Origin of the sequence: Variovorax paradoxus (assembly GCF_029919115.1) — a bacterium.
GTDB classification, from domain to species: domain Bacteria; phylum Pseudomonadota; class Gammaproteobacteria; order Burkholderiales; family Burkholderiaceae_C; genus Variovorax; species Variovorax paradoxus_O.
In genome coordinates this window covers 2,811,492-2,834,795 of record NZ_CP123990.1, presented here as the reverse complement: position 1 = coordinate 2,834,795, position 23,304 = coordinate 2,811,492, and the positions used below count along the sequence as shown (strand labels likewise).

Genomic DNA, 23,304 nt, shown 5'->3' with positions numbered 1-23,304 from the left:
CGGCCTTTCATTTTCCCGGGTCGGCAATGAACCGCAAAAACCGTGCGGCATTGCCTACGGAAGGCGCGCGTGCGGCCCGCTCGTCAGAACCCGCCTACAACACCCGTCCTCCGAACCCTGCATGATGCGAGTCGCCGACGCCTCAATCTTCGATGCGCAGGCAATCGCCAGCAGGGGCGTTCGCGAGACACCTGCAAACAGAGGAAGCGCGGTTCGGCATGGATACCAGATTGCAGACATACATCGTCGAAGACAACCTCACGATCCGTGAAAACCTCATCGGTACCTTGGAAGAACTCACCTGCACGACGGTTGTCGGCTTTGCCGAAACCGAAGCGCACGCGCGCCAATGGCTGCAGGACCACAGCGACGAGTGGGACCTTGCGGTGGTCGATCTTTTTCTCAAGCAGGGAAGCGGCCTGGGCGTGCTCCAGGCCTGCACGTCGCGCCGGCCGAACCAGAAGGTGGTGGTGCTCAGCAACTATGCAACGCCCGACATCCGGCGGCGCTGCGCCGAATTCGGCGTGGATGCGGTGTTCGACAAATCGAACGAGATCGACGCGCTGGTCGACTTCTGCATCCTGGAGGCGGTGGCCCATCGCCCCGCCACCGGCACGGAATGAAAAAGAGGCAGAAGAAGCCGCGCCGGACCTCTTTGCCTCCTTCTTCAGCCCGCGGCTGTTTCTCTGCTCAATCGATCAGCTTGTTCTTCAGCGCGTAGTACGTGAGGTCGCTGTTGGAAGAGAGGTTCATCTTCTCCATGAGGCGCGTGCGGTAGGTGCTCACGGTCTTGACCGACAGCGACAGCGTCTTGGCAATGTCTCCGGCGGTCTCGCCCTTGGCAAGCTTCAGGAACACCTGGAATTCGCGCTCCGAGAGCTGCTCGTGCGGCGCGGCGTCGTCCTTGCGGTCGAGCTGGCGCGCGAGCAGTTCTGCCACAGCCGGCGTGATGTAGCGGCGGCCCAGCGAAATGGTGCGGATTGCGTTGACGATTTCCATCGGATCGCACTCCTTGTTGAGGTACCCGCTCGCGCCCTGGCGAATGAGGTTCATCGCGTAGTGCTCTTCGGGATACCCGCTGAGGATGAGAATGCCCACGTCCGGCGCCTTGGCGCGGATCATGGCAAGCGCATCGATGCCGCTTTGCCCCGGCATCGAAAGGTCCATCACCAGCACGTCGAGTTCGGTGGTGCGCACCAGCTCGATGGCCTCGCGCCCGCTGGCGGCCTCGCCGGCCACGCGCAAGTCGACGTGTTCGGAGAAGAACTGCCGCAGGCCCGAACGCACGATAGCGTGGTCGTCCACAATTCCAATTTTGATCATCTGTTACTTTCTTCGTTGTGTTGCGGCCGAGGAAGCCGCAACATGCCGATCCCCGGTTGTTATCAATTATTCACGAACTTGTGCTGAAAGCACCTTTGAAAATTTCATGCACTGGCTAGCTCCTCCAAAAATGGCCGTGAGCCTCCTGCTCGCGGCACTGGCTGCGCTGGCCCTCGTCGGCATCAACGAGGCCGGCTACCGCCAATCGACCCAGGCTCTGGCCAACATCGACGAGGCGCAAAAAGTGCGCGCCACGCTCAACCTGATCCTGCAGAGCATGCTCGATGCCGAAACCGGCCAGCGAGGTTACCTTCTTACCGGCGAGGCCAGCTACCGCCAACCATACGACATGGCCGTCAAGCAGGTTGATGGGTACCTGGCCACAATGCGCCAACTTTACGCTGATCGGCCGGCCGAGCGTACCCAATTGGCGGAGCTCTCCAAGCATGTGCTGCGCAAGATAGCCGAAATGGACATGAGCGTGCGCCTGCGGCAGGACGGCAAGGAGGACGCCTGGAAGTTCGTCATCACTACCGACGTGGGGCGGGAAGAGATGGACGCCATCCGCAAGAGCGCCCACGACCTTGTGGCAGTGAGCAACAAGACCCTGCAGGAAAGCCAGTCGCAGGTGATGAAGTCGCTGCGGCTTGCGCGAATCGGCACCGCCATCGTGGCGCTCGCCGCCCTCATCGCGTTCTTCCTGTACCTGCGGCAGACGCATGCACTGCGCTCCATCGGCGAGCGCCAGCAGGAAACGCTTCAGCGCGAGCGCAACGCACTCGAAGACGAGGTGCGCGAACGCACGGCCTCGCTGGCCGAGCTCGCCACCCACCTGCAGGACGTGCGTGAAACCGAGCGCGGCTATCTCGCACGCGAGCTGCACGACGAGCTCGGCTCGCTGCTCACAGCGGCCAAGCTGGACGTCGCCCGCCTCAAGTCGAGGCTGCTGGAGGCGCCGGACGCAACCCAGCGGCTGCAGCACCTGACCGAACTGCTCAACAGCGGCATCGCGCTCAAGCGGCGGATCATCGAGGACCTCCGGCCGTCGTCGCTGTCGAACCTCGGGCTGGTGGCGTCGCTGGAAATCCTCGGGCGCGAATTCGCGGAACGCTCGGGCATCCAGGTGCAGATGGCACTCGAGCCCGTGACCATGGACGAGTCGCGCCAGCTCACCATCTACCGCATGGTGCAGGAAAGCCTCACCAATATCGGCAAGTACGCCGAAGCCAGCGAGGCGACGATCGTGCTGAAGAACTACGAGAACCACGTGATCGTGGAGGTTGCCGACAACGGCAAGGGCTTCGACCCGCGGCGCATCCATCCTTCGACGCACGGCCTTGCAGGCATGCGGCATCGGGTGGAGGCCGCGCGCGGCAAGCTCACGATCTCGTCGACGCCGGGCCGTGGCACCCGCCTGAGTGCGATGCTGCCCGTGGTCAAGCCGGTCTGAGCGCTCTGAAGTGACGCCGGCTTCATCGCCGGCGCGCGGCCCTCATGCGCGGCCGGCCCCAGGGGGAACTCGGTCGTCTCCTACGTCCCCCGCGCCCAGCCGCTGACAGGGCCTCGCGGGGGCGCCACTTAAGGTTGCTCCTGTGCCGTTCATTCACTCTTGAACGCGCAGTCCCACAACAACGAGCAAAGCCTCGAAGGAGTCCACATGTTGCATTACACGGTGGTGTTTCTGGTCATTGCGCTGATTGCCGCTGTGTTCGGCTTCGGCGGCATTGCCGCCAGCGCGGTAGGAATCGCGAAGATCCTTTTCGTGATCTTCGCCGTACTTGCCATCGCCAGTTTCCTGGCCGGCTTGCTACGACGCAAGTAGCGTAGTTACGATCAACAGGCTCCCGCAATTCATCTCCCCGGAAAGGAAATTCTCATGAACACGACGACCAAGACTCCCTCGCAACTCGCCGACGACGCACGCCAGACCGCCAACGAGGCTGTCGAATCCACTCGCGCCTACGCACAGAACGCGGTGAATGCGGCCGGCGAGAAGGTCCGCGAACTGCGCCGCGACGCAGAGCCGGCAGTCGAGCAACTGGCAGCGCGAGTGCAGCAAGCCGTGCAGCGCGGCCTCGATGCGGCCTCGACCACCAGCGCACGCGCACAGCGCCGCCTGGAGCAGGCAGCCGACGTCACCGGCCGCTACATCTCCGACCAGCCGGTGCGCTCTGTGCTGATCGCGGCCGCGGCCGGCGCCGCCATTACCGCACTCATCGTGCTGGCCAGCCGCAGCCGCCGGGACGAATACTGATCCGCTGACGTCCCGTTCCACCGATTCCGCGCACCATGCTTCATCCGATTTTTTCCACGGTGCTCGGGCATCCGGAACTCATCGCCGAACACGCAGCCAACTACGCCGCCCTCGTGAGGCAGGAAGCCTCCGAGGCGGGGCGCGGGCTCGTCGCCCGCATCGTTGCGGGCGTGGTCGCGGCGGCGAGCGCCATGCTCGCGCTCGGCCTCATCGGGGTCGCGGTATTGATAGGCGTGCTGCACGGCAGCTTCCACTGGGTGCTGGTGGCGGTACCCGGCGTTGCGCTGGTCATGGCCGGCATTTGCGCCTGGGTGGCCAGCCGCCCGTTCCCCGGTTACGCGTTCGACGATCTTCGCGCGCAGGTCGACGCAGACCTGCAGGCGTTGCACGAAGCAGGAGCCCGCCATGAACGGCACTGACCGCAGCCCGCTCACGCCGCAGGAGCGCCTTGCGCTTTCGCGCCGCGCACTCGTTCGGCATCTGAACGGAGAAGACTACGAGCCGCGGGACAGCGGCCGCGGCAGACGCTACACGGCGCAAGAAGATCATCCCGGCATGTACGCCACAGATGGCGCCGAACAAGAGGCTTCTCCGCGCGGCAGCCGCCACCGGTGGACGTCGATGGCGCGCAGCATGACCGAGCGCTGGTGGCGCCGGCATCCCGCCCATGCAATGGGCCAGCTCGCACGCCCTTTGCTCGAACACTATGCGCGCAAGGAGCCGGCCAAGCTCATGGCCATTGCTGCCACCACCGGCGCGGCCATTGTGCTGATCAAGCCTTGGCGCCTGCTCTCCTTTACTGCGGTGCTGGCGGCGGTGCTCAAGACATCCGACGTGGCAGACGTCGTCAACACGCTGATGCAGCAGAAAAACACCAGCCCACGAAAGGACACTCCATGAATGCGAATTCCCCGGGCACCAACCCGGCAAGGCACGAGCACCTGGTGCTCGACGAAAAGGCCATCGAAGCCGCAGCGAACAGCCTCGATGAAGGTGCGGTCACGCCAAGCTACGGCCCCTGGCGCGACGACGTCGTGAAGCTGCTGAACGATGCACTGGCCACCGAGCTGGTGTGCGTGCTGCGCTACAAGCGCCACTACTTCACCGCCAGCGGCGTGTCATCGCCTGCAATCGCAGAAGAATTCCTGGTGCACGCGAACGAAGAATCCGCGCACGCCGACCGCATTGCCGAACGCATCGTGCAGCTCGGCGGCGAGCCCGACTTTGCCCCGACGCACCTGCTCGAACGCAGCCACGCCGGCTACGACGAATCGACCGACCTGCAAGCCATGGTGCGCGCCAACCTCGTGGCCGAGCGCATTGCCGTGGAAACGTACCGGCAGATGATCGCGCTGATCGGCGACAAGGACCCGACCACCCGCCGCATGCTGGAAGACATTCTTTCCGACGAGGAAGAGCATGCGGACGAGCTCAAGGACTGGCTGGGCCACTGACTTCCGCCTTGATCGCCCGAACCAAGAAAAAGCCCGGACTAACCGGGCTTTTTTTTGCGCCAAAGAAGGCACGCTCAGCCCTTCACCTCGAGCTGGTTGTCGACCGAGGTTACTCCCTGCACGCCCTTGGCGATTTCTTCGGCGCGCGCCTTGGCGGCGGCCGTGGGCGCGGGCCCCTTCAGGCTGACGGCGCCAGCCTTCGTGTCGACGTCGATCTTGATCGCGCTCAGGTCCGGGTCCTTGGCAAGGCCCGCCGAAACCGATGCGGTGATGGCTGCATCGTCCGCCGTTGCACTTGCGGCCGCGCCGGCTCTCTTTGCGGCGTCCGCCATGTTGGCCACACCGTCCTTCACCTCGGCGGTGGTGCCGGACGCATCAACCTTGGCCTTGGCGTCTCTCACGGCCTCCCCTGTCTTGGCAGCGGCGGTTTCGGCCGCCTTCTCTGTCTTCGCAATCGCGCTGTCGAGCTTTTCTCCCGCGGTGCGGTTGTCCGAACTGTCGCAGGCGGCCAGCGACAATGCCGCGCCGGCCATCAGCAGCACGGTGAGCCATGCGCGCGAAAAAGGCATGGCAGTAATTTGACGGGTTCTTTTCATTGAAATCCTCCATTCGCTCCAAGGAGCGGGTAACGCGCGCAGGTTGCGCGCAGGCTGCCCCGGACAGGACCGGGTCGCTTGGTCAATCTAGCTTTTGGGACGAGGACGCGGGAGGCCCTGCTGCCGCGAAACCCTGTAGGACAAGGAGGCTCAGGCCGTGACGATCCATCCTTCGATGGAATCGAAACGCTCGGGCAAGCCGAAGCCCGGCCCCGGCGTGGAGGCGCGCTGCGCGCTCCACCCCGCTTGCAGCAGGCAAAGCACCGCGTCGACGTGATCGCCGCGCGCATCGCCAAGCAGTTCGGCACGTTGCGCATCGGTGAGCACGAGCCGAATGCCCAGGCGCGTGGTGCCCGCCTCAAGCGCGGCGACGAGGCTGGTGCGCGCCGCAAGCCGCTCGGGCGTCTGCTTGACCGTCTCGTCGCTCTTGTAGCTGCGGCGGCCTATCAGTTCGCGCGCCAGCAGTCCGGGGTAGGCCTCCAGAGCCACGCGGTTGTTGTTGCTGCCGACATGCAGCCCCGGAAGGCTTGCGCCGGCGGCCAGCAGCGGCGGCACGCCCGCATGGAGCATGAAGGCCACGGGCGGGTTGACCCACTTCATCGAGGTGCTCGAACCCGCGGGCGCATCGGTCGCGCGGTGAGCGAACTTGCCGCCCACCGGGCGCGCCGCACAAAAATCTGCGAAGGTGCTGCGTATCTCCGCGCGGCTCAGGCTTGCATAGTGGTCCATGAGGGCGTTCCATTCCCGCGGCCAGTCCAGATGCTCGACCAACTCGCGCGGAAGGCCGAACGGAAAATCGAAGCCGCCGATCCACGCGTGTTCGCTCTGCAGCCAGTCGGCCCAGGCATCGAGCGTGGTGAAGCGTTGAAGACCGGTCAGCACCAGTTCGTCGGTCTGGCTGGTGCGCCCGGTGGCAATGACGATCGGCTTGCGCGACGTGGGTGCGCAAGAAAAATCGCATCCGAACAGCAGCGCCGGGCGCATCCTTACCCCAGCGCGAGCGCCACCACGCCGGCGGCAATGAAGGCGGCACCCAGCAGCCGCAGCAAGCGGTCGCCCTCGCGCAGCAGATGGCCGCCGATCAGCGCGGCAAAGAGCATCGAGACCTCGCGCGCCGGGGCAACATGGGAAATGGGCGCCTGCTGCACCGCATACAACACAAGCACATAGGAAACCGGGCTGATTGCCGCCACCAGCAGCGCGTACTTCCACTGCGCGCGCCACATCCGCGCCGTTTCGGCACGGTCTTGCAGCCCCGCCGGCAACAGCAGGGCCACGCGCACGAAGTTGCCGAAGTAGTCGAGCAGGATCGGCGACATGGCCAGGAACTTCACCGCGTAGCTGTCGGCCACGGTGTAGGCCGCGATGAAGGCGCCCGTCAGCACGCCGTAGCGAATGCCCTTGTGCACCCGCGCGCGCTGGGCCGGGTCATGCTTCTTGCGCCAGAGTCCCGGCCCGCCAGCCACCAGAAAAACACCCAGCACCACGCCCGCGATGCCCGCAAGGCCGATGAAGCTGATGCGCTCGCCAAGAAACAGGATGGCGACCAGGGAAGACAGCAATGGGCCCGAGCCCCGCGCCAACGGATAGACCACCGTGAGATCGGACTTGCGGTAGCCGCGCAGCAGGATGACGTAGTAGAAGACGTGCAGCACGCCGCTCAGCGCAATGAAGCCCCACTCCGTGAGGCCCCAGGCAGGCACCACGTTCCAGCCCAGCGTCAGACCTACGGGGGCCCACACAACGGCCATGAACACGCCGCTCTGCAACGCAAAGCGCGCGTCGCCGTTCGCCTTCTTGGCGGCGATGTTCCAGCTGGCATGAATGATCCCGGCGAGCAGGATCAGAGCAAAGGCGGAGAGCGGCACCCCGGGGAAACGCGCTAGCGAACGGGCGTGGGGGCCACTGCCTCAGTGGCGTCCGACGATGGCCGCGGTGGCCATCAGTTCTTCGAGCAGCGCCAGCGAGACCTTGCCCGACACCGCATACGGATTCAGCTCAGGCTTTTCCGAGTACTTGAGCAGCGTCGAGGCGTTGAGCTTGGAGAGGTTGACCTGCCCCATGGTCCAGCCGCCGAAGCGGCGCTCGGAGATTTCTTCATAGTGCAACAGCACCACGTCCTTGTGGCGCGCATCGCGCTGGATGTGGCCGTAGAGCTCGCTGACGGCCATCCGGCCGCCTTCGATGGCCTGCAGGAAGGTACCGGCACCGTAGCAAAGAATGCCCGTGATACCGCAGGAGGGGTTGTGCGTGCGCGATTGCGCGAGGATGGCGTCGATGGCCTCGGGGCTGGTGTCGACGGCGCGGCTCGCGTAGAGAAGTCGGACCAGCATGTTCAGCTCTTTCGGGGCAGCAGGGAAAGAAATTCGCGGCGCAGGCTCGGGTCTTTGAGAAACACGCCGCGCATCACGGAATTGATCATCTTGCTGTCCATTTCCTTCACGCCGCGCCAGGCCATGCAGAAGTGCTCGGCTTCCATGACGAGCGCCAGGCCGTCGGGCTGGGTCTTTTCCTGGATCAGGTCGGCCAGTTGCACCACGGCCTCTTCCTGGATCTGGGGCCGGCCCATGACCCATTCGGCAAGGCGCGCGTACTTCGACAGGCCGATCACATTGGTGTGCTCGTTGGGCATGATGCCGATCCACAGCTTGCCGATGATCGGGCAGAAGTGGTGCGAGCAGGCGCTGCGCACGGTGATCGGGCCGACGATCATCAGCTCGTTCAGGTGCTCGGCGTTGGGAAACTCGGTGAGCGAAGGCGGCGCCACGTAGCGGCCCCGGAACACTTCGTTGAGGTACATCTTGGCCACGCGGCGTGCAGTGTTGCCGGTGTTGTGATCGTTCTCGAGGTCGATCACCAGGCTTTCGAGCACGCCCTTCATCCTCACTTCGACTTCATCGAGCAGCGACTCGAGCTCGCCGGGTTCGATGAACTCGGCGATGTTGTCGTTGGCGTTGAAGCGCCTGCGCGCGGCAGTCAGGCGTTCGCGGATCTTCACCGAGACGGGGGTGCCCTCGTCGTCGTTGTTTCCGTCAGGGCGCGGTTCCACGTCGGTTTTCCTCAGCATCCGCGCATGGTATCAGCGAACGCATTTTGGAGGCTCCGCAGGGAGAAGCCGGCAAAGCCGGGGCTCATGCCAGCACAAAATCGGCCACCAGCGGCAAGTGGTCCGACATGCGCGCCCAGATCGGCCCGCGCGGCACCGTGCAGGCGACCGGCTCCAGCTGGCGCCCATAGACGAAGTCGAGCTGCGCCACAGGCAGGCGCGAGGGATAGGTGAGGGTTCGCGACCCGCGCAGGTCGCTGGTGTCGCGCAGGCCCATGGCGTTCATGGCGTAGCGCATGCGCGCGCCCCAGTCGTTGAAATCTCCCGCGACGACCACCGCTTCGCCGGCGGGCACTTCGCGTTCGATGAACTCCCTCAGCCGGGCGACCTGCCGCACGCGGCTGCCCTTGATGAGCCCCAGGTGCACGACGATGGCATGCACGGGCCGGCCCTCCACCTCGATGACGACGTGCAGCAGCCCGCGCTGTTCGAAGCGGTGGTCGGAAATGTCCTGGTGGCCGGTACGGATCACCGGCCAGCGGGTGAGCAGCGCATTGCCATGCTCGCCATGGCGCGTGATGGCATTGGTTTCATAGACGGCGGTGTAGCCCTCGGGCGCCAGGAAGTCGGCCTGGGGAAGCTCGGGCCAGCGCTCGAAGCGAAGCGCGGCCTGCCGGTTCATCTTGCGAACCTCCTGCAGGCAGACGATGTCGGCGTCGAGCTGCTCGATGGCATGCCCCAGGTTGTGGATCTCCAGGCGCCGTGCCGGGCCGATGCCCTGCACACCCTTGTGGATGTTGTAGGTTGCGACCCGAAGGGTGTGTGCCGGCAGGTTCATCTGGCAAATTCTGGCAGCAACAGAATGGCTTCGGCGTTCGACGGAGAAAAGCACGCGTCGGCCGCCTCGCGGTAGGGAAGCCACTTCCAGTCGGTGTGCTCGCGGGGCGCCAGCACGGGCACCAGCCGCTCGGGCACGCACAGGCCGAACAGGTGCTCGGTGTTGTGCGTCACGCCCGGTTCGTAGCGGGTGCGCCAGCCCGGGTAGATTTCGTAGACGTTGCTCAGCTGCCAGTCGACCAGCCGCGGGGCCAGGGGCGTGCCCTCCCCGCACTGGATGCCGGTTTCCTCCGCCACCTCGCGCGCCGCGGTGAGCATGAGCGGCTCGTCGGCCAGGTCCTTGCTGCCGGTGACCGATTGCCAGAAGTCGTTGGCATCGGCACGCCGGATCAGCAGCACGTCGAGCGCCGGGGTATGAATGACGACCAGCACCGACTCCGGGATCTTCCAGGGCCGGGTGCTCGTCGTCATGGGCGCATCAGGCGGTTTGGGGCGTGTTGCGCAGCTTGATGTGCAGTTCGCGCAGCTGCTTCTCGTCGACCGGGCTCGGCGCCTGCGTGAGCAGGTCTTGCGCGCGCTGGGTCTTGGGGAAGGCGATCACGTCGCGGATCGACTCGGCGCCGGTCATCAGCATGACCAGGCGGTCGAGGCCGATGGCGATGCCGCCGTGCGGCGGTGCGCCGTATTGCAGCGCGTCGAGCAGGAAGCCGAACTTGAGCTGGGCGTCCTCGGCGCTGATCTTGAGCGCGCGGAACACCTTGCTCTGCACTTCCTCGCGGTGGATACGCACCGAGCCGCCGCCCATCTCGATGCCGTTGAGCACCATGTCGTAGGCCTTGGCAATGCACTTCTCGGGCGCGGTGTCCATGAGGTCTTCATGGCCGTCCTTCGGTGCGGTGAACGGGTGGTGCACGGCGCTCCAGCGCTGGCCTTCCTCGTCGAACTCGAACATCGGGAAGTCGACCACCCACAGCGGCGCCCAGCGGTCGTCGAACAGGCCGGCCTTCTTGCCGAAGGCGCTGTGGCCGATCTTCACGCGCAGCGCGCCGATGGCGTCGTTGACGATCTTTTCCTTGTCGGCGCCGAAGAAGAGGATGTCGCCGTTGCGCGCGCCCGTGCGGGCGATGATCTCGGCCAGCGAGGCGTCGTCGAGGTTCTTGACGATCGGGCTTTGCAGGCCGTCGCGGCCCGCGGCTGCGTCGTTGACCTTGATGTAGGCCAGGCCCTTGGCGCCGTAGATCTTGACGAACTCCTGGTACGCGTCGATTTCGCCGCGCGAGAGGCCGCCCTCGGCACCGCCGCCCGGCACACGCAGCGCGACCACGCGGCCGCCCTGCATGGTGGCGGCGTTCGAGAACACCTTGAATTCAACGCGCTTCATGAGTTCGGTGAGTTCGGTGAACTCGAGCTTCACGCGCAGGTCGGGCTTGTCGGAGCCGTACTTGAACATGGCGTCCGCATACGTCATGGTCGGGAACACCGGCAGGTCGATGCCCGCGGCATTGCGGAACACGTTGCGGATCATGCCCTCGAACATTTCGCGGATTTCTTCTTCGGCGAGGAACGAGGTCTCGATGTCGATCTGCGTGAATTCGGGCTGGCGGTCGGCGCGCAGGTCTTCGTCGCGGAAGCACTTCACGATCTGGTAGTAGCGGTCGTAGCCGGCCACCATCAGCAGCTGCTTGAAGAGCTGGGGCGACTGCGGCAGCGCAAAGAAGCTGCCGTCGTGCACGCGGCTTGGCACGAGGTAGTCGCGCGCGCCTTCGGGCGTGGACTTGCCGAGCATCGGCGTCTCGATGTCGATGAAGCCGTTGGCGTCGAGAAACTTGCGCGTTTCCATCGTCACCTTGTAGCGCAGCATCATGTTGCGCTGCATGGCCGGGCGGCGCAGGTCGAGCACGCGGTGCGTGAGGCGGGTGGTTTCCGACAGGTTGTCGTCGTCGAGCAGGAACGGCGGCGTGACCGAGGGGTTCAGCACCTTGAGCTCATGGCACAGCACTTCGATCTTGCCGCTCTTGAGCTGGTCGTTGGTGGTGCCCTCGGGGCGCGCGCGCACCAGGCCGGTGATCTGAACGCAGAACTCGTTGCGCAGGTTTTCGGCCACGGCAAAGGTCGAGGCGCGATCGGGGTCGCACACCACTTGCACGTAGCCTTCGCGGTCGCGCACGTCGATGAAGATCACGCCGCCATGGTCGCGGCGGCGGTTGACCCAGCCGCACAGGGTGACGGTTTGGCCCATCAGGGCTTCGGTCACAAGACCGCAATAGTGAGTACGCATGGCCATATCTTGATTTCCAGCGCCGCAAAGGCGCGTTTCTTACTTGTTCGCGAGGGTCGAGGGGCCGCCGGGAACGACCACGCCCATCGAGACGATGTATTTGAGCGCTTCGTCCACGCTCATCTTGAGTTCGATGCAGTCGCTGCGCTTGAGCATCACGAAATAACCGCCCGTGGGATTTGGCGTTGTGGGTACATAGACGCTGAGGTAGTCGCCGCCGCCCAGGTGCTCGACCACGTCGCTACCCGGCGCGCCGGTCACGAAGGCGATGGTCCAGACGCCCTCGCGGGGCCATTGCACCAGCACCGCCGTCCGGAAGGCATTGCCGTTCTCGGAAAAAAGCGTGTCGGACACCTGCTTGACGCTGGAGTAGATCGAGCGCACCACCGGAATGCGCCGCACCACCGCGTCGCCCCAGCCGAGCAGGCGCTTGCCCACGAAATTGCTTGCAATGGCGCCCACGCCCAGCAATATGGCCAACGTGAGCAGCACGCCCAGCCCGCGCACGTTGTTGTCGTGCAGCCATCGTTGCCAGACCACCGGCAACACCCAGAGCGTCTGGTCCAGCGTGTCGATGATCCACTTCAGCACCGCCAGGGTGATGAACAGCGGAACGATGACCAGCAAGCCGGAAAACAGCCATTTGCGCAGGGCGAGCATGGTGTGTTGTTCTCAGTCGCGCGTCAGTCGCTCTTGGCTGCAGCGGCTGGCGCCGGCGCAGGGCTGGGCGCGGGGGCGGGTGCCGGCGCGGAGCTGGAAGCCTCCGCGGTCTTGGCGGCCGGCGCGGCAGCGCTGTCGCCACTGGTCGCGGGTGCAGCGGTGGCTGTTTCGGCCTTCTTGCCGCCGCCGTCGCGGAAGTCGGTCACGTACCAGCCGGAACCCTTGAGCTGGAAACCGGCGGCGGTGACCTGCTTTTCGAAGGCACTCGCGCCGCACGCCGGACACACCGTGAGCGGCGCATCGGACATTTTTTGCAGGGCGTCCTTGGCAAAGCCGCAGGCGCTGCACTTGTAGGCGTAAATGGGCATGGAATTGAATGAAAAAGCGGCGCGAAAACCGAGCAGAGGCCGCTCGCAAAGCCCTCGATTATAAGGGTGCCCCTGCAGGCATGAACCCGCATGGCCCGGCCAGTGCACCCGTGGAACCGGCTCTGCCGGGCCGCCGGGTGCGCCCCCCAGTGGGGGGAGGCGCCAAAGGCGCTTCGGGGGGCGTTCCTAGGCTGCGAGCATCCGGTGCGGCGTGCGGGTGTTGGTGACCCACTGCGGCACCAGCGATCCGGCCACCATGCCGCCGAAAGAGGCGAGCACACCGGCCAACTGGGCCGGAAACGCGGCGCCCCAGGGCATCGACAGGAACAGCAGCCAGGTGCCGATGCCGAACAGGATCGAAGCGAGGGCTCCCTGCGTGGTGGCGCGGCGCCAGTAAAGGCCGCACACCAGCGGCACGAAAGCGCCCACCAGCGGCACCTGGTAGGCGCCCGACACCAGTTCGTAGATGGGCGTGCCCTGCATGCGGATGGCATAGGCCAACACGGCCGCGCTGAAGACCAGCACGGTGATGCGCATGGTCATGAGGTTCTCGCGGTCGGTGCCCGACGGACGGAATTGGCGCCAGATGTTCTCGGTGAAGGTAACGCTGGGCGCCAGCAAGGTGGCCGAGGCGGTCGACTTGATCGCCGACAGCAGCGCACCGAAGAACAGCACCTGCATCACGAAGGGCATCTTCTCGAGCACCAGGGTCGGCAGCACCTTTTGCGGGTCTTCCTTCAGGAGCGTGGCGGTCTGCTCGGGCATGATCAACAGCGCACTGGCCACGAGGAACATCGGCACGAAGGCGAACAGGATGTACGCCACGCCGCCGATGACCGGCCCGCGCGTTGCCGCCTTCACGCTGTTGGCCGACATGACGCGCTGGAACACGTCCTGCTGCGGAATGGAGCCCAGCATCATCGTGATGGCCGCGGCAAAGAAGAACACCATGTCGTGCCAGTTGGGCTCGGGCCAGAACTTGAAGAGGTCCTTGCTGACCGCAAAGGCGACCACCTTGTCGGCGCCGCCAGCCATGTTGCCGGCGAACACGGCAATGACGGCAAGCCCCGCGACAAGGATGATCATCTGGATGAAGTCGGTCACCGCCACCGACCACATGCCGCCGAAGAGCGTGTACGCCAGGATGGAAACCACCCCGATCACCATGCCCACCGGAATGCTGATGGCTCCAATGGAAAGCACGTTGAACACCAGCCCCAGCGCGGTAACCTGCGCCGAAACCCAGCCCAGGTAGCTCAGCATGATGATGAGCGAGCAGGCCACCTCGACACCGCGGCCGTAGCGCTCGCGGTAGTAGTCGCTGATGGTCAGGAGCGTCATGCGGTAGAGCTTGCCCGCGAAAAACAGCCCGACCAGGATGAGGCAGGTGCCCGCACCGAATGGGTCTTCGACCACGCCGCTCAATCCGTTTTCGATGAACTTGGCCGGAATGCCGAGCACCGTTTCGGAGCCGAACCAGGTGGCAAAGGTGGTCGTCACGATCATGAAGAGCGGCAGGTGCCGCCCCGCAATGGCGAAGTCGGTGGTGTTCTTGACCCGCTTGGCGGCGTAGAGGCCGATCGCGATGGTGACCAGCAGATAAACGACAACCAGCGTCAGCAACACGGGGAAATCTCCTCTAGAACAACTTCACGCGCACCAGCAGTTGCATGGCGAGCAAACCCAATACAAATCCTATGCCACCATAGATGATGGTCTGCAGCAACCGGTTGGTGCGCTTTTGCGCGGCCAGCAATTCAAGCAGCTCGCGGCGATTGTCGGCCGGCCGATTTTCAAGGAAATCGTGCAGCAGGCGGGGCAGTTGCGGCAGCAGTTTCGCGTAGCGCGGCGCCTCGGCCTTGAGCTGCTGGAACAGCTTCTTGGGCCCGATCTGGTCGACCATCCACTTCTCGAGGAAGGGCTTGGCGGTGTGCCAGAGGTCGAGCTCGGGGTCGAGCTGGCGGCCCAGGCCCTCGATGTTGAGCAGGGTCTTTTGCAGCAGCACCAGCTGCGGCTGGATCTCGACGTGAAAGCGGCGCGAGGTCTGGAACAACCGCATCAGCACCATGCCGAGCGAAATTTCCTTCAGCGGCCGGTCGAAATACGGCTCGCACACGGTGCGGATTGCCGCCTCCAGCTCGTCGATGCGGGTGCCTTCGGGCACCCAGCCGCTTTCCAGGTGCAGCTCGGCCACGCGCTTGTAGTCGCGCCGGAAGAAGGCCACGAAGTTCTGCGCGAGGTATTCCTTGTCCGACTCGGTCAGCGTGCCGATGATCCCGAAATCGAGCGAGATGTAGCGGCCGAAGGTCTCCGGAGCAAGACTCACCTGGATGTTGCCCGGGTGCATGTCGGCATGAAAGAAGCCGTCGCGGAACACCTGGGTGAAGAAGATCGTGACGCCGTCGCGGGCGAGCTTGGGAATGTCGACGCCAGCCGCGCGCAGGCGGTCGAGCTGCGCAATGGGCACGCCGTTCATGCGCTCCATCACGATCACCTCGGGGTGGCAGAAGTCCCAGAACATCTCGGGGATCAGCACCAGGTCGAGCTCGGCCATGTTGCGGCGCAGTTGGGCTGCGTTGGCGGCCTCCCGCACCAGGTCGAGCTCGTCGTGCAGGTATTTGTCGAACTCGCCGACCACCTCGCGCGGCTTCAGGCGCTTGCCGTCGGGCGAGAGCCGCTCGACCCAGCCGGCCATCATGGCCATGAGGGCAAGGTCCTTCTCGATCACGCCGCGCATGCTGGGGCGCAGAACCTTGACGGCAACCTCCCGCACCTCGCCCAGGTTGGTGCGAATGGTCGCAAAGTGGACCTGGGCGATGGACGCGCTGGCAATCGGCGTCTCGTCGAACTGCACGAACACGTCGCCCACCGGACGGCGGAAAGCCCGCTCGATGGTGGCAATGGCCACCGACGACGGGAACGGCGGCACGCGGTCCTGCAAGAAGGCAAGTTCGTCGGCAATGTCGGGCGGCAGCAGGTCGCGCCGGGTAGAGAGCACCTGGCCGAACTTCACGAAGATGGGGCCCAGCCGCTCGAGCGCCTCGCGCAGGCGCTGGCCGCGCGGGGCGTCGAGGTTGCGACCGATGGAGACGACCCGCGCCACCACGCGCAGCCAGGGTTTCTGGAAGCTCGTGAGCACGAGCTCGTCCAGGCCGTAGCGCAGTGCGACCCAGACGATGAAGACGCCGCGGTAGAAGCGCCTCATTCGGCCGTGCTCGCCGGGCCGGCCGCCGAACCGCCGGCCTTGCCGCCGACAAACTGGCGCAGCGCGCCCGCAACCTTGCGAGCGCCGTTGGCAATGGTGTGCGCCGGCACGTCGCCGATCAGGCGCGCGAGGTCGTCTTCAACGTCCCAGCGCACATGGTCGACCAGCCAGTTGACCTCGGCCGCAAGCTGCACGTCGCCGATGATCTGTACCGACGGCTTGTCGCCGCGCAGCGTGGCGCGCGCCAAGTCGAAGGGAGACTCATCCGTGACGGTGAGCGTGAGTTCGGGCACGGAGCCCGGCGGGGCCAGGTCGAGCAGGCCGGCGGGCGTGGCCACCAGCTGCATGGTGACGAAGCGCCACTGGAAACGCACCACCCGCCCCTGCTGCCGCAGCAGCCGCTGCTGGGCTTCGGGCTCCTGCTGCAGCACATGGTTGAGAAACAGCACCGCGCGGTGCTGGATCTCGTGCACCGCCCAGGCGGGCGGCTGCAGCCGTTCGCCGATGCGATTGAACAGGTCGTCGAGAAAAGAAAATGGGGACGATGGTGTGGCCATGTCCCCATTATCGGTTCTGTAAGCGGCCTCATGGCCGCCGGAATGCGCTTACTGCAGTGCTTGCACGCCTGCCACCAGCCAGCCGCTGTTGCCGCTGACGGGCTTGGTCATGTTCCAGACTTCGCGGAACGGGCCGGGGCCGGCCGAGTCGTCTTCGCGGATCATGCCGGAGAACTCCACGCTGGCCATGTAGGCGTCGGCCAGTTCCTCGATGCCGAGCAGCTTGGCGTCGAGCATCACCACGTCGGTCTTGTTCGGCGCACCGCCGGTATGGCTGGCACGGTCGGCCAGCTGGGTGCGGATCTCGTCGACCATGCTGTCGGTCATCATCGACCGCAGGGTGCCGACGTCTGCACGGTCCCAGGCGTCTTGCAGCGTCACGAAGTTGCGCTTGGCCGCACCGAGGAAGCCGTCCACGTCGAAGCCGACTGGAATGCCCCAGGACTGCGAGCCCGAGAGGGCCGAGCCGATCATGCTGCCGCCGGCCGCAGCACCGGCCGCGGAAAGGCTGCTGCCATGCCGCTCGTCCGTGTGTGCGGGCGAGGCGTCAAAGGCGGTTGCGTTGCGCTCCCACGGCCGTGCCGAGGCGTCGTTGCCGACGTTGGCGGGGCTGTACTGCGCAGGCGCGCTGGCGTTGGCTGGATTGCCTGCACCCTGGAAGGCGAAGCCGCCCTGGCGGTTGGCGCCCGCCGATGCGGCCGAACGCGCCTTGAACATGCGCCACACAAAGAGGCCGGCCATGACGAGCAGGCCGATCAGCAGGATGTTGGCAAAGCCGGCACCAAGGCCGAGCGAATTCGCGAGCCAGGCCAGGCCCAGGCCGGCGGCCAGGCCGCCAAGCATTGCACCCCATGGGCGCTTGGGCGCCGCAGCAGCAGGCGACGGCGTTGCGGGCCGCGGCGCTGCATTGGTCGCGTTTTGCTGCGCGGGCGAGCTGGGCGATGTGGCTTCACGCTGCGTCACATTGGACGACTGGCGGCCGACCGATTTGCCGCCGCCGATGCGAGCCGCATCGGCCTGCACGCTGACCAGGGCCAGCACGCAAGCCAAAAACAAAGAACTCAAACTTTTCATGTCGTCTCCTCTTTAGAGCGAAAGAATTCGCGTCATCAACACTTGATTCCAACATGAAGGGCGACCACGCCACCCGTCATGTTGTGATAGTCCACATGCCCGAAACCGCCCTCTTTCATGAGGGTCTTGAGTTCGTCCTGCGCGGGATGCATCCGGATCGATTCCGCCAGGTAGCGGTAGCTCGCGTCGTCACCCGCCACCAGCTTGCCCAGGCGCGGCAGCACATTGAACGAATACCAGTCGTAGGCCTTTGCGAGCGGCTTGGCGACCTTCGAGAACTCGAGCACCAGGAGCTTGCCGCGCGGCTTGAGCACGCGGTTCATTTCCTTCAGGGCGATGTCCTTGTGCGTCATGTTGCGCAGGCCGAAGGCCACGGTCACCACGTCGAAATGGTCGCTCGGAAAGGGCAGTTTTTCCGCGTCGCACACCAGCGTGGGCAGCGCCACGCCGGCATCCAGCAGGCGGTCGCGGCCGGTGCGAAGCATGGCTTCGTTGATGTCGGTGTGAACCACTTGCCCGCTGGCGCCGACCTTCTTGGAGAAAGCCAGTGCGAGGTCGCCGGTGCCGCCCGCGATGTCGAGCACACGCGAGCCTTCGCCCACGTTGGCCACCATCACGGTGTAGGCCTTCCAGGCGCGGTGCAGCCCCATCGACATCAGGTCGTTCATGAGGTCGTAACGCGTGGCGACGGAGTCGAAGACGCCGCGAACACGTTGCGCTTTCTCGCTTTCGTCGACTTTCTCGAAGCCGAAGTGGGTGGTGCTCATGCGCCTGATATTAGGCCGGAAGCACACACCTCAAGATGGCGACCCTGCGAAGACGCCGGGCATTTGTTGCTTTTTCTTCAAATAGCGGGGCGCTGCAGGGCGCGCCGCGCCTGCCTGCGCGGCTATCTTTTCGGTAGCGAAGGACGTTTGGACGTCAGTGGCTGCCGCAGGCGGAGCCGCCCTTGTCGAGCATCGGCGCATCGCGGTCGACACCCGCGGCAGCAAGCCGGCGTTCGTATTCGGCCCAGAGCTCGGCCTGCTTGGCGCCGAGTTCATACAGCAGGTTCCACGAGAAGATGCCCGTGTCGTGCCCGTCGCTGAAGACCGGCTGCACGGCGTAGTTGCCCACCGGCTTCAGGTCGACCAGCTCGACCTCGCGCTTGCCGGTCTGCAGCACTTCCTGGCCTGGGCCGTGGCCCTGCACTTCGGCGGATGGCGAATAGATGCGCATCAGCTCGAACGGAATGCGAAACGTGGCGCCGTCGGAAAAACCGACCTCGAGCATGCGCGACTGGCCGTGCACGGTGATCGATTGCGGCGTCGGTGCGCCGGCTTGCAAACCTGCCATCAAAAGCTCCTTGTGCCCAGTCGGGCGATCATCGCACTCTCGAGCGCAGGCAGGCGCGCGGCCACGGCGGCCTCTTGTGCCGCATTCGCCTCGCGCTGCACCGGCGCCCAGACGGAGCCGGGAAAATGCGTGTCGCCCGCAAACCGCGCAATCACATGCCAATGCAGATGCGGCACCATGTTGCCGAGCGCCGCAAGGTTGATCTTGGTAGGCGCCAGATGCTCGCGCAGGCACTGCTCGACCACCACGACGGCCTCCATGCACAGCACGCGGTCGGCGGCATCGAGGTCGGAAAACTCCGCCGCATGCTCGCGCCAGATCACGCGGTAGAAGGCCGGGAAGCCGGCCTCTTCGGCATGGATGACGCGAAGCTTCGCGCCTTCGAACACGACGCGGCCGCCGGGGCCTTCGCAGAACGGACAACCCTGCTGCCTGGTCATACGAGCACCCGCTCGATCCCGCCATGGTTGGCGGCGGCCACGTATTCGGGCATCCAGTCCTTGCCGAGAATCTTGTTGGCCATTTCGACCACGATGTAGTCGGCTTCGAGCAAGCCATTGTTCAGGTCGTTGCCGTAGCGCGAGAGGCCTTGCAGGCAGCTCGGGCAGCTGGTCAGGATCTTGACGTTGTCTTTTTCGCCGACCTGGCCGTTCGCACGCAAGGCGGCTTCTCCCTTCTTGAGCTCTTCTTCCTTGCGGAAGCGGATCTGCGTGGAAATGTCGGGCCGCGACACGCCCAGCGTGCCCGACTCGCCGCAGCAGCGATCGTTCTTGAGCACGTTGTCGCCGACCAGCGCCTTCACCGTCTTCATCGGGTCCTGCAGCTTCATGGGGCTGTGGCAGGGGTCGTGGTACAGGTAGCCACCGCCGTTCGCATCGGCCAGTGTGATGCCCTTCTCGAGCAGGTACTCGTGGATATCGATGATCCGGCAGCCCGGAAAGATCTTGTCGAACTGATAGCCCTGCAGCTGGTCGTAGCAGGTGCCGCAGCTCACCACCACCGTCTTGATGTCCAGGTAGTTGAGCGTGTTGGCCACCCGGTGGAAGAGCACGCGGTTGTCCGTGATCATCTTCTCGGCCTTGTCGAACTGGCCGCTGCCGCGCTGCGGATAGCCGCAGCACAAATAGCCCGGCGGCAGCACGGTCTGCACGCCCGCATGCCAGAGCATGGCCTGCGTGGCCAGGCCCACCTGCGAGAAGAGCCGCTCCGAACCGCAGCCCGGAAAGTAGAAGACCGCCTCGGTTTCCGACGTGGTCGCCTTCGGGTTGCGGATGATCGGCACGTAGTCGGCATCCTCGATGTCGAGCAGCGCGCGCGCCGTCTTCTTCGGCAAGTTGCCCGGCATCTTCTTGTTGATGAAGTGGATCACCTGCTCTTTCACCGGCGCCGGGCCCAGCGTGGCCGGCGGTGCGGCGGTCTGCTTGCGGGCAAGCCCGCGCAGCAGGTCGTTGGCCAGCCGCTGCGCCTTGAAGCCGATGCCCACCATGCCCGCGCGCACCGCCTTGATGGTCTGCGGATTGGTGGCGTTGAGGAAGAACATTGCGGCCGCATTGCCGGGGCGGAAGCTCTTCTGTCCCATCTTGCGCAGCAGGTTGCGCATGTTCATCGACACGTCGCCAAAGTCGATCTTGACCGGGCACGGCGTGAGGCACTTGTGGCACACGGTGCAGTGGTCGGCCACGTCCTCGAACTCTTCCCAGTGCTTGATGCTGATTCCGCGCCGGGTCTGCTCCTCGTAGAGGAAGGCCTCCACCAGCAGCGAGGTCGCCAGGATCTTGTTGCGCGGGCTGTACAGCAGATTGGCGCGCGGCACGTGGGTGGCGCACACCGGCTTGCACTTGCCGCAGCGCAGGCAGTCTTTCACGCTGTCGGCAATGGCGCCGATATCGCTCTGCTGCATGATCAGCGACTCATGCCCCATGAGGCCGAAGCTCGGCGTGTAGGCGTTGGTCAGGTCGGCATGCAGCTCGATGCTTTCGCCGGCAGGCGCGCGCAGCAGCTTGCCCTTGTTGAAGCGGCCTTCGGGGTCAACGCGCTGCTTGTAGTCCATGAAGGGCTTCAGCTCTTCGTCGCTCAGGAATTCGAGCTTGGTAATGCCGATGCCGTGCTCGCCCGAAATCACGCCGTCAAGGCTGCGCGCCAGCGCCATGATGCGCACCACCGCCGCATGCGCGGTCTGCAGCATGTCGTAGTTGTCGCTATTGACGGGAATGTTGGTGTGCACATTGCCGTCACCCGCGTGCATGTGCAGCGCAACCCACACGCGGCCCTTGAGCACCTGCTTGTGAATGGCCGTGCACTCGGCCAGGATGGGCGCGAATTCGGCGCCGCTGAAAATCTCCTGCAGCGGCTGGCGCAGCTGGGTCTTCCAGCTGGCGCGCAGCGTATGGTCTTGCAGCTGCGAAAACAGCGTGTCGACATCGCGCAGCCATTCGGCCCAGAGGGCACGCACGCCCTGCACCAGCGCCACGGCCTGCGCCACGCGGTCTTCCAGCAGCTCGGCCGCCGGAATCTCGTGCGCGTCGTCGGTCTTGCCGAGCGGCAGGTTGCCGCGCAGCAAGAAGGCTTCGAGCGCGTCGGTGAGCGCGAGCTTGTTCTGCAGCGAGAGCTCGATGTTGATGCGCTCGATACCGTCGCTGTACTCGGCCATGCGCGGCAGCGGAATGACCACGTCTTCGTTGATCTTGAAGGCGTTGGTGTGCTTGCTGATGGCCGCGGTGCGCTTGCGGTCGAGCCAGAACTTCTTGCGCGCCTCGGGGCTGATGGCAATGAAGCCTTCGCCGCTGCGCGAGTTGGCGATGCGCACCACTTCGGAGGTGACGCGCGCCACCGCATCGGCGTCGTCGCCCGCAATGTCGCCGAACAGCACCATCTTCGGCAGGCCGCCGTGTTTCTTCGACTTGGTGGCGTAGCCCACGGCCTTCAGGTAGCGGTCGTCCAGGTGTTCGAGGCCGGCCAGCAGCACGCCCGAGCGCTTCTGCTCGGCGAACATGAAGTCCTTGATCTCGACGATGCTCGGCACGGCATCTTTCGCGTTGCCGAAGAATTCGAGGCACACGGTACGCGTGTGCGCCGGCATGCGGTGCACCACCCAGCGGCAGCTGGTAATGAGGCCGTCGCAGCCCTCTTTCTGGATGCCTGGCAGGCCCGAAAGAAACTTGTCGGTCACGTCCTTGCCGAGGCCTTCCTTGCGGAAGGTGCGGCCGGGAATGTCCAGCCGCTCGGTGCGCAGCCTGGTCTTGCCGTCGGCGGCGTAATACTGCAGCTCGAACACGGCGCTCTCGGCGTCGTGGATCTTGCCCAGGTTGTGGCCGATGCGCGTGACTTCGAGCCATTCGGCCTGCGGTGTGACCATGCGCCACGAGGCCAGGTTGTCGAGCGCCGTGCCCCAGAGCACGGCCTTCTTGCCGCCCGCGTTCATCGCCACGTTGCCGCCGACGCACGAGGCTTCGGCAGAGGTGGGATCGACCGCGAACACATAGCCCGCGCGCTCGGCCGCGTCGGCCACGCGCTGGGTGACCACGCCCGCTTCGGTCCAGACGGTGGCCACGGGCGCTTCCAGGCCCGGGAGCGACACCATCTCGACCTCGGTCATGGCCTCGAGTTTTTCGGTGTTGATGACCACGCTCTTCCACGTGAGCGGAATGGCGCCGCCGGTGTAGCCCGTGCCGCCGCCGCGCGGGATGATGGTGAGGCCCAGCTCGATGCAGCCCTTGACCAGCAGCGCCATCTCGGCCTCGGTGTCGGGGCACAGCACCACAAACGGATATTCCACACGCCAGTCGGTGGCGTCGGTCACGTGCGACACGCGCGAGAGGCCGTCGAACTTGATGTTGTCCTTGGCCGTGAGGCGGCCCAGCACGCGCGTGGCCTTGCGGCGCAAGGCCGCCACGTCGCGAAAAGCGGTGTCGAAGGCCGCAACGGCCTGGCCGACAAGTGCGGTCAGTTCACCCACGAGTTGGTCGCGCGGCAGATCGCTATCGGGGGTGCGGCGCTTCTGGACTTCGGCAAGGCGGTGCCTGAGCGCATCGACCAGTTGGCCGCGGCGGCGCGGGTTGTCGAGCAGGTCGTCGACGAGGTAGGGGTTGCGCTGCACCACCCAGATGTCGCCGAGCACTTCGTACAGCATGCGCGCCGACCGGCCGGTGCGGCGCTCGGCGCGCAGGGTCTGGAGCAGTTCCCAGCCGCGCTCGCCCAACAGGCGGATCACGATCTCTCGATCGGAAAAGCTGGTGTAGTTATAGGGGATCTCGCGCAGTCGTACAGGCTCTGCGGCCTGCGACAACAGCGTGGTCAACGCGGTCGGAGCATTCATCG

The 23,304-nt window shown here is 65.3% G+C and carries 26 protein-coding genes; 7 read left to right on the top strand and 19 right to left on the bottom strand.

The genetic code is table 11. From position 1 onward, the window contains the following. Positions 1-218: 218 nt before the first annotated feature. Complete coding sequence (locus QHG62_RS13795; protein WP_281151393.1) at positions 219-623, top strand: response regulator; 405 nt, start codon at positions 219-221, stop codon at positions 621-623. 67 nt (positions 624-690) lie between these two features. Here QHG62_RS13795 and QHG62_RS13790 read toward each other — a convergent pair whose 3' ends face one another. After that, entirely contained in the window at positions 691-1,323 is a 633-nt protein-coding gene (locus tag QHG62_RS13790) for a response regulator (protein WP_015866882.1), read from the bottom strand. Between the two features lie 130 nt (positions 1,324-1,453). On the opposite strand from QHG62_RS13790, the gene QHG62_RS13785 reads away from it, so the two are divergent. The 6 genes from QHG62_RS13785 to QHG62_RS13760 all read left to right on the top strand — a co-directional run bounded on the left by QHG62_RS13785 (position 1,454) and on the right by QHG62_RS13760 (position 5,031). Next, positions 1,454-2,773, top strand: a complete 1,320-nt coding sequence (locus QHG62_RS13785) for a CHASE3 domain-containing protein (protein WP_281151390.1) — start codon at positions 1,454-1,456, stop codon at positions 2,771-2,773. Between the two features lie 207 nt (positions 2,774-2,980). Next, on the top strand, positions 2,981-3,145 hold the full coding sequence (locus tag QHG62_RS13780; RefSeq protein ID WP_157615369.1) for a DUF1328 domain-containing protein: 165 nt from the start codon (positions 2,981-2,983) through the stop codon (positions 3,143-3,145). Positions 3,146-3,199: 54 nt separating this feature from the next. After that, entirely contained in the window at positions 3,200-3,577 is a 378-nt protein-coding gene (locus tag QHG62_RS13775; protein ID WP_258502042.1) for a hypothetical protein, read from the top strand. A gap of 35 nt (positions 3,578-3,612) precedes the next feature. Then, positions 3,613-3,996 (top strand): phage holin family protein, encoded by a 384-nt coding sequence (locus QHG62_RS13770; protein ID WP_281151389.1) that lies wholly within the window; start codon positions 3,613-3,615, stop codon positions 3,994-3,996. Further along, positions 3,983-4,477, top strand: coding sequence for a hypothetical protein (locus tag QHG62_RS13765; RefSeq protein ID WP_281151388.1), 495 nt, complete (start codon positions 3,983-3,985; stop codon positions 4,475-4,477). The genes QHG62_RS13770 and QHG62_RS13765 overlap by 14 nt, the downstream gene beginning before the upstream one ends. Beyond that, a complete protein-coding gene (locus tag QHG62_RS13760) occupies positions 4,474-5,031 on the top strand; it encodes a ferritin-like domain-containing protein (protein ID WP_258502051.1) in 558 nt (185 codons plus the stop codon). The genes QHG62_RS13765 and QHG62_RS13760 overlap by 4 nt, the downstream gene beginning before the upstream one ends. A 74-nt stretch (positions 5,032-5,105) precedes the next feature. Here QHG62_RS13760 and QHG62_RS13755 read toward each other — a convergent pair whose 3' ends face one another. The 18 genes from QHG62_RS13755 to QHG62_RS13670 form a co-directional block, all read right to left on the bottom strand. Beyond that, on the bottom strand, positions 5,106-5,627 hold the full coding sequence (locus QHG62_RS13755; RefSeq protein WP_281151387.1) for a BON domain-containing protein: 522 nt from the start codon (positions 5,625-5,627) through the stop codon (positions 5,106-5,108). Positions 5,628-5,777: 150 nt separating this feature from the next. Further along, positions 5,778-6,611 carry a DUF429 domain-containing protein gene (locus QHG62_RS13750; protein ID WP_281151386.1) on the bottom strand — a complete coding sequence of 278 codons (834 nt, stop codon included), beginning with the start codon at positions 6,609-6,611 and terminating at the stop codon, positions 5,778-5,780. A gap of 2 nt (positions 6,612-6,613) precedes the next feature. Further along, entirely contained in the window at positions 6,614-7,495 is an 882-nt protein-coding gene (locus tag QHG62_RS13745; protein WP_281151384.1) for a DMT family transporter, read from the bottom strand. A gap of 42 nt (positions 7,496-7,537) precedes the next feature. Next, positions 7,538-7,960: a BLUF domain-containing protein gene (locus QHG62_RS13740; RefSeq protein WP_126748385.1), complete on the bottom strand. Its 423-nt coding sequence runs from the start codon at positions 7,958-7,960 to the stop codon at positions 7,538-7,540. Positions 7,961-7,962: 2 nt separating this feature from the next. Further along, positions 7,963-8,694, bottom strand: a complete 732-nt coding sequence (gene folE / locus QHG62_RS13735) for a GTP cyclohydrolase I (protein WP_281151383.1) — start codon at positions 8,692-8,694, stop codon at positions 7,963-7,965. Between the two features lie 64 nt (positions 8,695-8,758). Continuing rightward, positions 8,759-9,511, bottom strand: a complete 753-nt coding sequence (locus tag QHG62_RS13730; protein WP_281151382.1) for an endonuclease/exonuclease/phosphatase family protein — start codon at positions 9,509-9,511, stop codon at positions 8,759-8,761. Beyond that, on the bottom strand, positions 9,508-9,981 hold the full coding sequence (nudB, locus tag QHG62_RS13725) for a dihydroneopterin triphosphate diphosphatase (RefSeq protein WP_281151381.1): 474 nt from the start codon (positions 9,979-9,981) through the stop codon (positions 9,508-9,510). The genes QHG62_RS13730 and nudB overlap by 4 nt, the downstream gene beginning before the upstream one ends. Before the next feature lie 7 nt (positions 9,982-9,988). Beyond that, positions 9,989-11,794, bottom strand: coding sequence for an aspartate--tRNA ligase (gene aspS, locus QHG62_RS13720; protein WP_281151380.1), 1,806 nt, complete (start codon positions 11,792-11,794; stop codon positions 9,989-9,991). 33 nt (positions 11,795-11,827) lie between these two features. Continuing rightward, positions 11,828-12,448, bottom strand: coding sequence for a DUF502 domain-containing protein (locus QHG62_RS13715; RefSeq protein ID WP_281151378.1), 621 nt, complete (start codon positions 12,446-12,448; stop codon positions 11,828-11,830). 23 nt (positions 12,449-12,471) lie between these two features. After that, positions 12,472-12,816: an FmdB family zinc ribbon protein gene (locus QHG62_RS13710; RefSeq protein WP_281151377.1), complete on the bottom strand. Its 345-nt coding sequence runs from the start codon at positions 12,814-12,816 to the stop codon at positions 12,472-12,474. A gap of 186 nt (positions 12,817-13,002) precedes the next feature. After that, a complete protein-coding gene (locus tag QHG62_RS13705) occupies positions 13,003-14,442 on the bottom strand; it encodes a sodium:solute symporter family protein (protein ID WP_281151376.1) in 1,440 nt (479 codons plus the stop codon). Positions 14,443-14,455: 13 nt separating this feature from the next. Then, positions 14,456-16,021, bottom strand: coding sequence for a ubiquinone biosynthesis regulatory protein kinase UbiB (ubiB, locus tag QHG62_RS13700; RefSeq protein WP_281151375.1), 1,566 nt, complete (start codon positions 16,019-16,021; stop codon positions 14,456-14,458). After that, positions 16,018-16,578: a ubiquinone biosynthesis accessory factor UbiJ gene (locus tag QHG62_RS13695; RefSeq protein WP_281151373.1), complete on the bottom strand. Its 561-nt coding sequence runs from the start codon at positions 16,576-16,578 to the stop codon at positions 16,018-16,020. Before QHG62_RS13695 ends, ubiB begins: the two co-directional genes overlap by 4 nt. Positions 16,579-16,626: 48 nt before the next feature. After that, positions 16,627-17,652 carry a Tim44 domain-containing protein gene (locus tag QHG62_RS13690; RefSeq protein WP_281151372.1) on the bottom strand — a complete coding sequence of 342 codons (1,026 nt, stop codon included), beginning with the start codon at positions 17,650-17,652 and terminating at the stop codon, positions 16,627-16,629. A gap of 35 nt (positions 17,653-17,687) precedes the next feature. After that, a complete protein-coding gene (gene ubiE / locus QHG62_RS13685) occupies positions 17,688-18,419 on the bottom strand; it encodes a bifunctional demethylmenaquinone methyltransferase/2-methoxy-6-polyprenyl-1,4-benzoquinol methylase UbiE (RefSeq protein WP_126748374.1) in 732 nt (243 codons plus the stop codon). Between the two features lie 154 nt (positions 18,420-18,573). Beyond that, positions 18,574-18,987, bottom strand: coding sequence for a DUF971 domain-containing protein (locus QHG62_RS13680; protein WP_281151371.1), 414 nt, complete (start codon positions 18,985-18,987; stop codon positions 18,574-18,576). After that, positions 18,987-19,427: an HIT family protein gene (locus QHG62_RS13675; RefSeq protein ID WP_281151369.1), complete on the bottom strand. Its 441-nt coding sequence runs from the start codon at positions 19,425-19,427 to the stop codon at positions 18,987-18,989. Before QHG62_RS13675 ends, QHG62_RS13680 begins: the two co-directional genes overlap by 1 nt. Beyond that, positions 19,424-23,302, bottom strand: coding sequence for an FAD/FMN-binding oxidoreductase (locus QHG62_RS13670; protein WP_281151368.1), 3,879 nt, complete (start codon positions 23,300-23,302; stop codon positions 19,424-19,426). Before QHG62_RS13670 ends, QHG62_RS13675 begins: the two co-directional genes overlap by 4 nt. Between the last annotated feature and the right edge of the window lie 2 nt (positions 23,303-23,304).